Source organism: Candidatus Parakkermansia intestinigallinarum, assembly GCF_944389695.1.
GTDB classification, from domain to species: domain Bacteria; phylum Verrucomicrobiota; class Verrucomicrobiia; order Verrucomicrobiales; family Akkermansiaceae; genus Akkermansia; species Akkermansia intestinigallinarum.
Genome location: NZ_CALXNG010000008.1, coordinates 34,450 through 47,972 on the forward strand (window position 1 = coordinate 34,450; position 13,523 = coordinate 47,972).

The following is a 13,523-nucleotide window of genomic DNA, read 5'->3' on the forward strand; positions in this document are numbered from 1 at the left end:
TCAGCGATAGGTCTGTCTCAGGTGGCGGCAACGGAGCTGATCCGCGGTGAGCGGGCCGCCGCGCAGGATGCGCAAGCGCAGTTGCTCATAAGGCAGCAGGGTGACTGAGTTGTCGCTGAGCAGCAGGGGGCGATCGGGGGCTTCGACCGTGAGGTAGAATACGGGCTTGTCCGTGCTCAGCACCACGTCATCGCCCTCGACACTGAGTTTCACCTCAGCCTGCGCCAAGCGGCAGTTCCGAGGCGCCCGCAGCAGGCAGGTGCTGCGCTGCGCGTGGTGGCGGCCCTGCCAGTCGTCGACGTCAAGCTCGATGACGAGGAAGCCGCTCTCGGGGTTCAGGTGCCCCACGGCGACGCGTCCGACGACTTCGGCCGGGGCGTTCGCGGCGAGTTTCACCACGAAGAGCCAGCGAGAAAGCACGCCGCCCTCGAAGGTCATCCAGCGCACGCGCAGATTGCCCCGGCAGGGCACGGGGAGGTCGCTGACGACGCTCAGGGCGACTTCATCGCCGATCTTGCGCGCCGCGACGGCAACGGGGGCGTAAAAGCGCGCGGCGTGATAGTGGAGCTGTTTCCACTGCCCGTAGTAGTCAACGGATGACCACGAGGCCACGGGCCAGTTGTCGTTGAGCTGCCAGTAGAGTGTGCCCATGCAGACGGGCTTGCTGTGGCGCCAGTACTCGACGGCCGTGCGAATGGCCAAGGCCTGCTGCACTTGGCTGAGGTAGAGGAAGTCCTCGAAGCTGCGCGGGTGGTGAAAGTAGTGCTCAAACATGCGCGTGATGCGCTTGTTGCCCCCGGTCTGTTTCTGGTGCAGCGTCATGACGGGCGCCTCGACGTCGTGCTCCCGCCCTTCGGTGTAGCGGTTGACGGTGCAGAGCGAGGGGAAGGACTGGAATCCGAACTCGCTGCAGAAGCGCGGACGCACGTCGAGGTACGATTCAAAGGGTTTGCTGCCGTGCCAGACGGCCCAGTAGTGCATGTCGCCCGTGGTGTCGTCATGCCAGGAGCCGACGAGGCTGCCCTCGCCGTTGCAGGGCGAGCTGGGCCAGAAGAGGCGGGTGGGGTCTGCCGAGCGCACGGCCTCGCCCACGCAGGCGTTGAAGCGCAGGTAGTTTTGCATTTTTGCTTCTTCGGCCGGCACTTCTCCTCCGGCGCAGGAGCCGGCGCACTCGTTGTCGCCGCACCAGAGGGCGATGCAGGGGTGGTCGCGCAGGCGCAGAATCTGCTCGCGAATCTCGGCGCTGATGTCCGCCAGAAAGCTCTCGGTGACGGGGTAGTGCATGCAGGCAAACATGCAGTCGTGCCAGAGGAGAAGGCCGAGGCGGTCGCAGAGCTCGTAGAAGCAGTCCTGCTCCCACTGCCCGCCGCCCCAGACGCGCAGCATGTTCATGTTGGCGGCTCGGGCATCGCGCAGCAGGCGTTCGTACACCTCGGGTTTCTGCCGCTCCGGCAGGGCGTCGCACGGAATCCAGTTGGCTCCTTTGCAGAAGATCTTGCGGTCGTTGACGGACACGGCGAAACTTTCGCCGATGTCGTCCTTGCACCGAATGACCTCGAGTTTGCGAAGGCCCAAGCTGCGCTGCAGCTCATCATCGCAGCTCCCGCCGCCGGACAAATACGAGGGGAGGTCGGCGGATGCAACCGGATAGAGGCGAACACGGAGCTCATAGAGGGCTTGCTCGCCCTGCCCCGCCGGATACCAGAGCTTCGGCTTGGCGACGTGCAAAACCAGATCCGCCTCGCTGCTCCCGGCGGCCAGGTCGACCGACACGCTCTCTTCGCCGACGAGCTCGGCACAGAGGCAGAGGGGCTGCGGCTCGCGGCCGACGCGTTCGAGGCGGACGTGGAGGTTGATGCGCCAAGGGGCGGTGAGATCGCTCGAATCTTCCGGATGGCTCTCGGTGCAGGCGCTCACGAGGCGGGCGGCGCGGACGCCCTGCAGCTCGACGCGTCCGCAGAGGCCGCAGACCATCAGGCAGGGGCCCCAGTCCCAACCGGCGTGGCACTGCACCTTGCGCAGCATGTTCATGTTGGGCAGGCGGTTGTTGTCCGACACCGGCGCGGCAAGATCCATACCGAGCTCGCGGGCGGCGGCCTCGGCGCGGGCGGCGGCTTCGCGATGGGCGGGGGAGAAGGTCACTTCCAAGCGGTTGAGTCCGGCGTGCAGGTGCGAGCGCACGGGCAGGCACTGCGAGCGAAACATGTTGCTGCACCGAGCGATCAGTTCGCCGTTGAGCACGATGGCGGCGACCGTGTCGATGCGGTCCATCCTCAGAAAGACCTCGGTGCAGTCGAGCAGCTCGTCGGGCAGCTCAAAGTCGCGCGAGAAGCTCCAGTCGTACTCGCGCCAGACTTGGACGGTCTGTTCGTTGAGCCCGATGTAGGGATCCGGAATCACTCCGGCTTCAACCAGTGCACTGTATTGATCGCCCGGCACACGCACCGGGATTTCAACGCCACCGCCTCTCAGCTTCCAGGTTCCGGACAGATCGACTGCTTGCATCATGCAAATAGCATAACGACGCTCTCCCGTTCTGTCAACCTCACATTTGACTTGCGGGGCCCGGCGCCGCATGATAATTTGAGGATGATTTATGTTTAAGGAAGAATTTTCACTGCGATTGCGCCGCTGCGAGCTCTTTCTCGAGCGCGTCCTGAAAGATCGGTTTCGCACCTGCGTGCCGCTGGAAGTTGAGTTTGTCAACGTCGGATCTCGGGATCTGCGACCTGAAGATGCTCGGAGCGAGGAGTTTCGCCCCCTGCGTGAAGGAGAGCGCTGGGGCGGGCCGTGGGAGAATGCTTGGCTGCGAGCCTCCGTCGTCATTCCGGAAGGCTGGGAGCACGAAGACCTCGTCTTTGCCCTTAACCTCAGCGGTGAATGCCTCATCTACGACGACCGCCTCCGGCCGTGGTATGCCGTGACGGGATGTTCGGTTTTCAATGAGACCTACCAGAAGGATCTCTTCTTCCCGCAGGAGTGGATGCGCCGCGAGGGCCGCCGCCTCGAATTTTTCGCGGAGTGCACCGGCAGTTCCCTCTTCGGCGTGAATCTGACGACGGATCCGCACCGCACGGACAAGGGTATCGGCGGCGATTTTGAGGCGACGGCAAAGTTCATGCGCCTCGGCATCCTCAACCGCGACGCTTGGCTGCTCTATTACGATTACGAGGTTCTGTACCAGCTCTGCCGCTGCCAGCCCGAGGGCTCGTACCGCCGGCGGCAGCTTCTCACGGCACTCAACGCCGCCGCCGATGCCTACGGCGATGATCCGGCCAATGCAGCGGCAGCTCGCCGCGTGCTGGCTCCCGAGCTCAAGCGCCCCGCCGTCTCGTCGGCGCTGCAGGTTTTCACCGTCGGGCACGCGCACCTCGATGTGGCTTGGCTCTGGACGGTGCACGAAGGCGCCCGCAAAGCGGTGCGCACGTTCGCCAGCCAGCTGGAGATGATTCGCCGCTACCCGGGCTACGTGTTCGGCGCCTCGCAGCCGCAGCTCTACGAGTTTGTGCGGCAGAGGTCGCCGGAGCTCTTTGAGCGGGTGAAGCAGGCCGTGGCCGACGGCAGCTGGGAGCTTCAGGGCGGCATGTGGGTGGAGGCGGACTGCAACATCATCTCGGGCGAGTCGATGGTGCGGCAGTTTCTGCACGGACAGGGCTTCTACCTCAAGCACTTCGGCAGGAGAACCGACCAGCTTTGGCTGCCGGATGTCTTCGGCTATTCAGCCGCCCTGCCCCAAATCATCCGCCTGAGCGGCTGCACCTGCTTCCTGACGCAGAAGCTCTCGTGGAGCCAATACAACAAGTTCCCGCATCACAGCTTCATTTGGAAGGGAATCGACGGCAGCAGCGTGCTGACGCATTTTCCGCCGGAGGACACGTACTCCTCCGAGGCTGATCCGAAGCGCCGCACACACGGACAGGACAATTATGCCCAGGCCGACGTCGCACCGATTTTCGCCTCGCTCATCGGGCTGGGTGACGGCGGCGGCGGCCCCGCCGAAGGTCACCTCGAACGCGAGCTCCGCGTGCGCAACCTCGAGGGCTGCCCCAAGTCGCACTTCGGCTCCGCCCGCGACTTTTTCCGCAAGCTGGAATCCTACCGCGACCGCCTGCCGATCTGGGACGGTGAACTCTACCTCGAGATGCACCGCGGGACGCTGACGAATCAGGCTCGCACGAAGCGCAACAACCGCCTGCTGGAGCAGGCCCTCGTGCAGCTCGAATGGATCGCCGCCTGCCTGCCGCCGGATCGCTACCCGAGATCCGAGCTGGAGCGTCTCTGGCGTGTTCTGCTGCTCAACCAGTTCCACGACATCATCCCGGGCTCCTCCATCGAAGAGACCTACCGCGTCACCGAGCGCGAGCATGGCGAAGCGCTGCGCGCCTGCGCCGAACTGACGCAGGCGCTGGCTCGCGAACTCTGCCGCGAGGAGGCGGGTGCGCTGACGCTCATCAATACCCTGCCTTCTGCGTGGCAGGGGCTGGTGCGCCTGCCCGAGAGCTGCCGCGGGCAGCGCTATACCGACGCCTCCGGCGCGACCGTCCCCCTGCTCAAGGAGCCGGACGGCAGCTGCCGTGCTCTGGTGAGTATTCCCGCGCAGGGCAGCTTAACGCTGCACGAGCAGACGGGAGCGGCGGAGGAGGCCGTGCCCGAGGCGGAGTCTCCCGGCGCGTGCGGCGCGTGCGGAGGCGCATGCGCAACGGCGCAGCGAGAAGCTCTGGCCGAAGAGTTCCCCGGACTGCTTTGGATGGCCAACGAGCGCGTGGCCTACGGTCTGTCGCCGGACACGGCACGCCTGCTCTGCCTGCGCGACTTTGAGACCGGGCAGACGCTGCGCTTCAAACAGGGGGGCAATGACCTGCTGCTCTACGTCGATCGCCCGAACAACTACGAGGGCTGGGACATCGACCAGTGGTACCGCAGCGAAGGCAAGCCCCGCCGCCCGCACGCCGTCGAGGTCGGCGAGCTGCTGGAGACGGAGGCCGGCTGCCTGCTGCCGGTGACGGCGCACATCGGGGCGTCGACCATCCGCCAGAAGCTCGTTCTGCCGAGCAACTCGAAGCGCCTCGACTTTGAGACGGAGGTCGACTGGCACGAACAGCGCCGCGTCCTGCGCGTCGAGTTCCCCGTCTCGCTGCCCAACCCGCGCGGCTGTTACGAAATCCAGTACGGCCACGTTGAGCGCCCGCTGCACAACAACACGAGCTGGGATATGGCCAAGTTCGAGGTTCCCTGCCAGCGCTACATCGACCTGAGCGAGAGGGGCTACGGCCTCGCCCTGCTCAACGACTGCAAGTACGGCTCCAAACTGCGCCGCGACGCGCTGGAGCTCACGCTGCTGCGCTCGGCGCTCTACCCCGACTATCGCCACGAAGAGGGGCTGCACCGCTTCACCTACAGCCTGCTGCCCCACAGCGGCACCCCGACGGATAACACGCTGGTGAGTGACGCCGCGGACGGGCTGAACCGCGCTCCCGTCGTGCTGCCGGGCGCGGCCTGTCTGAGCGAGCACCCCGCCCCCTACCGTCTGCTGCCGGGCAGCACGGTGAAGCTCGAGGTGCTCAAGCGGGCCGAGCTCTCGGAGAAGCGCGTGTTGCGCCTCGTCGAAAGCTGCGGGTGCGAGAGCGAATGCGTGCTGTTGGGGCCGCTGAACGCCCCGGGGCTCGAGACGGCCAACCTGCTGGAGGATATCCGCCCCGAGCAGCCCGAGGCCTACGCCGTCGAGCCCGAGAGTCCCTCGCCGTCCGCCTTCGGTGGTGCCGATTCCGAAACTCTCGCCGCTCGGCACAGCATACGCGTCTTCCGCCTGCGCCCCTTCCAGATTCTCACCCTCATCGAAGGGGAAGAAAGCGTCTGACGCAGGCTTGCCGCCCGAAGCCGGGCTCAACGCCACCCCGCTGCCGACAGGGCTGCGGGGCAGCGGGCAGGCAAAAGCCCCGCGCGACTCGCAGTCGCGCGGGGCTTTTTGTCAGTAAGGGTCTTCGGAGCAGCGAGGAAAGGAGGGCGCCGTCGGCGCCGCCCCTGCCCTTGCACTCACAGCGTCTTCCAAGGCAGAGCCTCCAGCAGATCATCAAAGCCGAGCCCCGTACCGCCGGGCAGCGGGAAGTTCGGCGTAATGTCCATGCCCATGCGCTCCGAGAACGCATTGGGGCGATAGACGTGGTGCGTCACCAAACCGCAAAGGGGCACTTCGGCCTCGGGCTTGCCGGTGTAGAATTTCGCGGCATTGTACGCCGCCCAGCACTGCCCGAGGGGGTGATCCATGTTCGACGTAAACACGGGCAGGCCGCTCGTGCTGTGGTGGCGCGCCGGCTTGACCAGGCGCATCATGGGCTTGCTGGTGCAGCGCGGGATGCGCACCTCGCCGGGAACGGGCAAGTCGTAACCCAGCGGCATGCCCGCATCCTGCAGACTCTGCCAAGACTCAACGCTGTAGTAGCAGGGGTCTTCAACAAAGTCGATGCGCTGCTTCATGGCATCGGGCAGCATCTCCCAGAACTGAAGCGCCTCGGCGGGCGTGAGCGTGCAGTTGAAATCAATGCGCCACTTCCAATCCGGCACCATCGACGCGAGATTCACCAAGCGCTCGACCGTTGCGTCGAGCTTCGGAATGACCTTGATTTTGCCCACGCGGAAGCCGCGCTGATGCAGATTGTAAACCTGCGAAGGCGTTGCGCTCACCGTCAGTGTCGCATGGCTCTTGGGCACCGTCAGCCCGTCAAAGAGACTCACCCCGCGGCTGCGCGCCTCACCGTCGAGCTCAATGCATTGAAGGGCACGGGCGCCGAGACGCAAGGGAGATCCGTCGCGGAGGGCATCCAGCTCGTACTCCAAGGGGCTGTCGCCGAGCTCGGGCCAGCACTGCAGGCATGCATAGCCGCCGTTGTCGCCGCGAAGCAGGACACCCTCGCGAGGCTGAGCGGCGGAGCGAGCGCTGAGAGCACCGATGGGATAGAGCGTGTAGGTCGTATATTGCATACGCACCATTAAAGCACAAAGCGGCGAAATGTCACGCACTTTTGATCAAAACGCGGCTTTCCGCTTCCGTCGGTGCTCAAAAAAGCCCCTGCGTGTCAATTTCGCCGCGTGCGGGGTGTTGCCGCTAATAATCCTTGCCAGCGGCAGCGGCGCTGTGTATACTGCACGCGTTATCCGACCATGATCGCACCGATCCACTCCCGCACCTTGAGTATCACCGCCCTGCTGGCGAGCTCGCTTGTCGCCCTGACCGAAGCCGCCGCAGCCTCGTCTGCCCCGTCGCCGCAGGCCGCGACGGCCGAAGCCTCACCGTCTGACCAAGCGGACAAGCTGATTGTGCCCGAATCGGGGAAAGCGGCACCCGCCACGGCCGGGCTCCCCGCCGCGAAGCCCATTGTCGGCGTCGCCACCCCTGAGAAAGCCAAACAACATGCTCTCAAGGCGCAACAAGCCTTTCCGCCCTTCGGCACCTGTGATCCATCGCCCGACGCCCACCCCGAGCAATACAAGCAGTTCGTCTCAGTGCTCGAGGAAATCACGAAAAACAATGAGATCAACTTCTTCCCCGCCATCAACATCATTCTCGCAACAACGGGCGACGAACTTGCCGCGGAGAGTTGGATGAGGAAGGCCGCCGACGCCGGCAACCCCGCCGCCGCGTATTTCCTCGCCAGCATCACGCTCTCAGGCTCCAAGGACAAAGAGGAAACCGCCCGAGCCTACAAGATCATGCGACAGGCGGCCGACAAGGGATACGCGCCCGCCATCATCAGCGTCTCCGTCTGCCTTGCACGGGGCCGCGGCGTCCAAAAAGACGAAAAAGAATCCGTGCGCTACCTGACCAAGGCCGCCGCTGACGACGACTTCCGCGTCCGCTTCCAGTGGCTGGTCGCCACCGGGCGCCTGAGGAGCAGCGCGGACGCGCAGCGCCCCGAAGTCAAATCCGAAATCGAGCGCGGCAACCACCTCGTGGCCTTTGCTCTGGGCGCCTACGCCGCCACATCCAAAGAGCGCATCGAGTGGTACGGCAAAGCCGCCGACCTCGGCAGCGACCTTGCCTTGGTTGAACTCAGTAACATGTTCATCGCGCAAGGCATCAAAGGCGGCGCTCCCCTCTTGGACAGCGCCTGCAAGCTCGGCAACCGCGATGCGTTGCACCTCAAAATCAACTTCCTCCTCAGCCCCGAAGATACGCCCGAAATACAGGCACTCGGCTTCAAACGCAATGAGAAAGACGGCGCCGATTTACTGAGGCTCAACGCCATGAGCGGGCATGGGGAATCGATGCTCCTGCTGGCCAACTGCTACCTGAAGGGCAGGTTCGGCTTTGAGAAAAATGACGAACACGGCTACAAGCTTCTCGAATACGGCTGCCGCCACGGCTTCCCGCCGATCATCCTCCAGCGCGCCTGCTGCATGCTGACAGGGACCGGTACGAAACAAGACATCGAGGGCGCCCACAAAATCTTTGACGAATACGTCAAGGCGGGGCATCCCTTGGGGCTCATCCTGAAGGCCTACGCCTGCTACAAGGGCCTCGGAGCCGAACAAAGCCTCAGCGAGGTTGAGAGCTACTGCTACCAAGCCGCTGCGCTGAACTACCCCGAAGCCTATATCCACCTCGCCTGCATCTACGCCAAGGGTCTGCCCGGTCAGAAAGGAGATCCCGCGAAGGCCGAAGACTGCCTGCTCATGTGCCTGCCGGAATTGGGACCGCAGGCTCGCAAGCTCTTCGAGAACATGACGCGAGGCGACGAGTGGGATCCCTACGCCCTCTGAGTCCCGGAATCGGCGCAGGCAGACGCCATCGGCGCCGATTTTCGAGACTTCGCGGTCTCTTATCGAACCTCCGCGACCTCCTTTCAAGCCTTCGCGGCCGACCGCACTCCGGCTCAGGGCTCCTCGGCACCGGCCTCCTTCAAAATCCGCTCGCTGTCGCTGCGCCCGAAGCGCCGCGCTGCCTCGAGGGCTGACTTCGGCCCGGAGGAGAGCGCCGCGGGGTTCTGCTGCCTTCGGGCGTTCACATCGGCTCCCTGAGCAAGGAGCTCGCGCAGCACGTCGGCATAGCCCACCGCTGCCGCACGTTGAAGCGGCGTTATGCCCGAGCGATCCGCGGCGTTCACATCCGCCCCGGCCTCCAGCAGCAGGCGCAGCGCCTCCACGCGCTGCGCCACGGCTGCGGCATCGCTCGCAGCGGCACCTCGGGCCGCGGCGGCACGCGCCTCATCGCTGTCGGGCTCATCCACGCACACCGAGCCGCAGGCCGCTGCCCAGTGCAGCGGCGTCCCGCCGCGGGCATCCTTCGCCCGAACATCCGCGCCTGCCTCCAGCAAGAGGCGCACGAGCTCCGCATGCCCGCCGCCGGCGGCGAGGTGCAGCGGCGTCTCGCGCAGCAGGCGGTCGCAGGCATTCACCTTGGCCCCGCTCGCCGGCAAGCGCCGAGCGCAGGCGGCGTCCCCCGCACGGGCAGCCGCCAACAGCCGTTCATCGAGCGAAGGCGCGGGTGCCGCGGGCTCGGCCGCCAGCACATCACCCAGCGCAAAATCGAGAGCCTGAATGCGTCCGTCGGCCGGACGGTAAATCCCCGTGAGCATCAGCGCCGCTCCGCAGCCCTCGGCTCGCGCGCGCTTCACGCGCTCAACATTCTCGGGCGAGAAAAAGTGTTCAGCCTGTGCGGCATCCGCAAACACGGCCGCCGCGGTGAAGCAGACCGGCTCGAGCCCCTGCCCCGAAGCCGCCTCTGAGCTGCGGTGCGTCAGAAGCGTGACCGTGCGCCTCTGCGGATCGGCATCCGCCACGGGGTACGTAAACGCCTCGCGCTGCCCGCTGCTCTTGACGTATTTTTGCAACGAAACGCCGTGCAAGGTACGGCCGGGGCGACTGTCGAAATCCGACGCATCCAGCTGCATCCGCTTCTCGGACTCGGCGTAGTCGACCACCACATCCATCTCGGCATTCAGGCGAAAAAAGGGCGGCATGACAAACCAGTTGCTGACGCGAAGCAAGGGACGATTCCACGCATCCGTCCCCGCCTCAAAGTGCCCGCTGAAGCAGACGGCGGGAGGCGCAACATACTGCTCGGCAAAGTTCGGATCCTGCGCCTGATTCTTTACCCTGAAGCTGAGCGCGCGATAGTTCATCTCGTCTCGCGGATCCGCAAAAACAACGCTCACGCAGCGCACCGCATCCCCGCACCACACCCAGGCCCGCGGTCCCCATCCGCCCGCGTGGTCGTGCCACACAACGGGGTAGAGGTGCTCCTCCGGCAAAACCTGCGCCTCGAAGTCCCCCGCTCCCCAAGACGTAGAGCCGGACGGGGAGGAAGAAAGCGCCGAGGCGGTGGCAGCAGGAGACGCAGAGGCAACGGCGGGAGACTGAGCGAAAGCGGCGGTCGCCGACAGCGCAACGGCAATAACGAAAAGTTTTTTCATAACAAGGAGCGGTGGCCTTTCTGCCGTGCATCATACATCTTTTTAACTGAGTCCACAAGAGGAAAAGTAACAGCTTTTCCCATATCTCTCCTTGCATGGTTCACGGGAGCGCGGGGGAGCAGCGGCTCCGGAACCTACGGCGAGTCACGGCTTGCCGAGAAGCAACGGGTCACGGCTTGCTTCGCGCCGCCCCCTCTCCCCTTCTCCGCGTCGATTTGTCTAGCCCTCGCGAAGGTCGCTCCGCCGCGACGGTTGTATCGGATTTATTCCCCGACTCGACGCGATACAAAACATTGGTGTTGTATTTTTCCGCATCTTTGGTAGAATACCCTCCCGTGAAAACAGCGCATTCATTCCCCCTTCTTCCCCTTGTAGCAACGCTGGGCTGTTCGCTCTCTGCCGCCGCTGAGGGAAACGCCCCGCTCTCCGCTTCCTGCTCGTACGCCGCATCGGCGCCCGCCACCGTCTCCGCTCCCGCAGAGGGAACGAATGAGGCAACCGCTGCCGACCCGGCGGACGACGACTTATTGCCGGAGGATGATGCAGACTCCCCGGCAGAGGATGGCAGCTCAGCACTCCCCTATTTTTCGCCTCGGCCCCTGCCTCCGATCTTTGATTATTGGCAAGAAGTGCTCATGGAGCAGAGCGAAGCTCGCAAGTATCTCGTCCTCGATGAGGACGAGTACAACAGGCCTCTGACGGAGGATGAGAAGGCGGAGATTGAGGAAGTCCGAGGGCACATACGCGAGGCTCTCGCCGCGGCCAAGGAGCTTTTCACGGCGCAGATGGCGCTCATTCGCGGGCCGCTGTCGCACCCTCACTATCAGCCTGATGACCCGTATGAAGTCGAGGATTATCTAGAGATTTGTGAAAAATATCTGGAGGAAAGTTTTCACCGGGACTTGGAGGCCCTGTCCTTCTGTGCTTCCTTCATGAACGCAGGTTGCGTTGAACCCACTCTTCACCCGGGCGGAAGACCTATGTTGAACCGGCCTGATCCGGAGGTCATTTTCTGGCAGCGTACCGGCGGTGATTCGACAGTAGCCAATGAATGGAAGCTTGCGCGGCAAGCTTGCGAATGGCAAAAGCGGCAGAGGCGTTTCATGGAGAGCTACTTAGCGCACTACAGCTACGATAGCGCGGGCTTCGAGCGTGAGAGCAGAGATCCCTTTACCGAGTACTGCCAAGTCATGACAAGCGAGATTCCGGCATGCGCGCCAGACGGGAGCCCATCCGATCAAACCGTCACTTACTGCGAAGCCATGCGGGAACTCATCCGCAGAGAAGAACGCGCGTGGGAGCGCTACTATACAGCAATGGGAAATCTGGTATGCCCCAGCCCCGGATACCGAGGCAGCGGTACGGGGGTTTCCACGCTCGAATATCAACTCTACCTCCTGGATACGAGGGAGCGCTTCCTCTATTTACTGGCAAGCGGTGATCAAAATATAAAAGACCTGCCCTCGGCCCGACGGGAGAAGGAGGCCGCCTTGCTGCCTCTGCACAGCACGTATGCCTACGGCGAGATTTTCCAAGATACGGCGTTGCTTTTCCGCCACCCGAAACTTGCCGGGAATCCTTGGTGCATCAGTTTCCCCCTTGCGGAGCCGGGTTTTATATACGTCGTGGACAACGATGTGCTGCGGCAATACGTTGCCTCCCATCCGGAGGGAGGGGAAGTGGAGATCCGCGGCTACCAAGCGCTCGAGAGCCACGGGGAGCCGTATCCCTCAAAGCAACGGAAAAGCTCGAGTACCGATGATGCCCCTGCCCCTGCGGCAGACCGCGCCTTGGAAATGCGGCAGGTTTTTCACCTGCTCGAGTGTTCCCCGTTTGAGGGCTACATGTGAGACGCACAGGGATCTGAGTGCGACCTCCGAGAGAGCTGAGCCTCCGGCCGTCGTCGGACAGGCCGGGGCACACCCGTCGGAGCACGGCGGCGGCCAAGAGGCTCATCAAGTCCGCAACCGGCGCGTGCCGGGTCTCTCCCTAAGCCCCTCCCTCAGCCCCCGCTGCGGGAGGCAGCGCAGCGGGCAGCCGGAGGGAGGGGGGGCGCAGGATAGCGCCGACTTGGTTATCGGAGATTCGTACGGAAGAAGTCGCCGATGGCCTCAAAGGGGATTTTCTCCATGTTGTCGTAGAGGTCGACGTGGCTGGCTCCCGGAACGATGAGCAGTTTTTTGTTGTCTCCCTTCAGCTTGCTGAAGGCACCCTCACCGAAGTAACGCGAGTGGGCTTTTTCTCCGTGCACGATGAGAACGGGAGTGGTGATTTCTCCGGCGTAGTTCATGAGAGTGCTGTTGAGGAAGGGCTGTACGGAGGTGGCGTTCCAGCCCTCGTTGGAGTTGAGCGAGCGCTTATGGTAGCCGCGTGTCGTTTTGTAGTAGGCGTAGTAGTCCTTGACGAAGAGCGGGGCGTCGTCCGGCAGCGGGTCAATGACGCCGCCGGCACGGCGATAGCTGCCGGCGGCCGCGTCGCGAAGGCGCTGCTCGGCGAGGCTGCGGCGCAGTTGGGCGCGATCCTCTGCCGTCATGCTGTCGTTGTAGCCCAGGGCGCTGACGCGGCACATATCGTACATGGTCGAGGCGACGGTAGCCTTAATGCGGGGGTCGAGGGCGGCAGCGTTGATGGCGAGGCCGCCCCAGCCGCAGATGCCGAGGATGCCGATGTGCTCCGCCTCGACAAAGGGGCAGAGGGAGAGGAAGTCGACGGCGGCGCAGAAGTCTTCGGTATTGATGTCGGGAGAGGCTACGTAGCGCGGCTCGCCGCTGCTCTCACCGGTGAAGGAGGGGTCGAAGGCCACGGCGACGAAGCCCAGAGAGGCAAGTTGCTGGGCGTAGAGCCCGGAGGCTTGCTCTTTGACGGCGCCGAAGGGCCCGCAGACGGCGATAGCGGGGTAGCGTTTGGCGGCGTCAAAGTCTTTCGGCAGGTAGAGGTGGCCGACGAGCGTGGTGCCGAAGCGGGTCGGGAAGCTGACGCTCAGGGCGGTGATATCGGGGTTGATGGGGAATACGCGGGTGTCTTCGGTGATGGGTGTCATGGTGGTGCGGGGTTGTGAGCTGTTGAGCAGCGGGGCTCGGGCGGGTGTGCTCGGCTGTTGCTCGGTTCGGGCTT

Annotated in this window: 7 protein-coding genes; 3 read left to right on the forward strand and 4 right to left on the reverse strand. The window is 64.1% G+C overall.

Going from position 1 to position 13,523, the window contains the following annotated elements; genetic code table 11:
- Positions 1-2,508, reverse strand: a complete 2,508-nt coding sequence (locus tag AC6UAL_RS03710) for a beta-mannosidase (protein WP_500682020.1) — start codon at positions 2,506-2,508, stop codon at positions 1-3.
- A gap of 88 nt (positions 2,509-2,596) precedes the next feature.
- On the opposite strand from AC6UAL_RS03710, the gene AC6UAL_RS03715 reads away from it, so the two are divergent.
- A complete protein-coding gene (locus AC6UAL_RS03715; protein WP_500682021.1) occupies positions 2,597-5,857 on the forward strand; it encodes an alpha-mannosidase in 3,261 nt (1,086 codons plus the stop codon).
- A 176-nt stretch (positions 5,858-6,033) separates the two neighbouring features.
- Here AC6UAL_RS03715 and AC6UAL_RS03720 read toward each other — a convergent pair whose 3' ends face one another.
- Positions 6,034-6,978, reverse strand: a complete 945-nt coding sequence (locus AC6UAL_RS03720) for an enolase C-terminal domain-like protein (RefSeq protein ID WP_500682022.1) — start codon at positions 6,976-6,978, stop codon at positions 6,034-6,036.
- A gap of 180 nt (positions 6,979-7,158) precedes the next feature.
- On the opposite strand from AC6UAL_RS03720, the gene AC6UAL_RS03725 reads away from it, so the two are divergent.
- Positions 7,159-8,757, forward strand: a complete 1,599-nt coding sequence (locus AC6UAL_RS03725) for a tetratricopeptide repeat protein (protein ID WP_500682023.1) — start codon at positions 7,159-7,161, stop codon at positions 8,755-8,757.
- A gap of 113 nt (positions 8,758-8,870) precedes the next feature.
- Here AC6UAL_RS03725 and AC6UAL_RS03730 read toward each other — a convergent pair whose 3' ends face one another.
- Positions 8,871-10,409, reverse strand: a complete 1,539-nt coding sequence (locus AC6UAL_RS03730; protein ID WP_500682024.1) for an ankyrin repeat domain-containing protein — start codon at positions 10,407-10,409, stop codon at positions 8,871-8,873.
- Positions 10,410-10,744: 335 nt separating this feature from the next.
- Here AC6UAL_RS03730 and AC6UAL_RS03735 point away from each other — a divergent pair, with 335 nt between their 5' ends.
- Positions 10,745-12,259 carry a hypothetical protein gene (locus AC6UAL_RS03735; RefSeq protein WP_500682025.1) on the forward strand — a complete coding sequence of 505 codons (1,515 nt, stop codon included), beginning with the start codon at positions 10,745-10,747 and terminating at the stop codon, positions 12,257-12,259.
- A 224-nt stretch (positions 12,260-12,483) separates the two neighbouring features.
- On the opposite strand, the gene AC6UAL_RS03740 is transcribed toward AC6UAL_RS03735, so the two are convergent.
- Positions 12,484-13,449 carry an alpha/beta hydrolase gene (locus tag AC6UAL_RS03740; RefSeq protein ID WP_500682055.1) on the reverse strand — a complete coding sequence of 322 codons (966 nt, stop codon included), beginning with the start codon at positions 13,447-13,449 and terminating at the stop codon, positions 12,484-12,486.
- Positions 13,450-13,523: the final 74 nt, after the last annotated feature.

What these genes read in the sequence shown, in the direction of transcription:
- AC6UAL_RS03730 (WP_500682024.1), bottom strand. Translation starts at nt 10,409, where the DNA reads ATGAAAAAACTTTTCGTTATTGCCGTTGCGCTGTCGGCGACCGCCGCT.
- AC6UAL_RS03740 (WP_500682055.1), bottom strand. Translation starts at nt 13,449, where the DNA reads ATGACACCCATCACCGAAGACACCCGCGTATTCCCCATCAACCCCGAT.
- AC6UAL_RS03710 (WP_500682020.1), bottom strand. Translation starts at nt 2,508, where the DNA reads ATGATGCAAGCAGTCGATCTGTCCGGAACCTGGAAGCTGAGAGGCGGT.
- AC6UAL_RS03725 (WP_500682023.1), top strand. Translation starts at nt 7,159, where the DNA reads ATGATCGCACCGATCCACTCCCGCACCTTGAGTATCACCGCCCTGCTG.
- AC6UAL_RS03715 (WP_500682021.1), top strand. Translation starts at nt 2,597, where the DNA reads ATGTTTAAGGAAGAATTTTCACTGCGATTGCGCCGCTGCGAGCTCTTT.
- AC6UAL_RS03720 (WP_500682022.1), bottom strand. Translation starts at nt 6,978, where the DNA reads ATGCAATATACGACCTACACGCTCTATCCCATCGGTGCTCTCAGCGCT.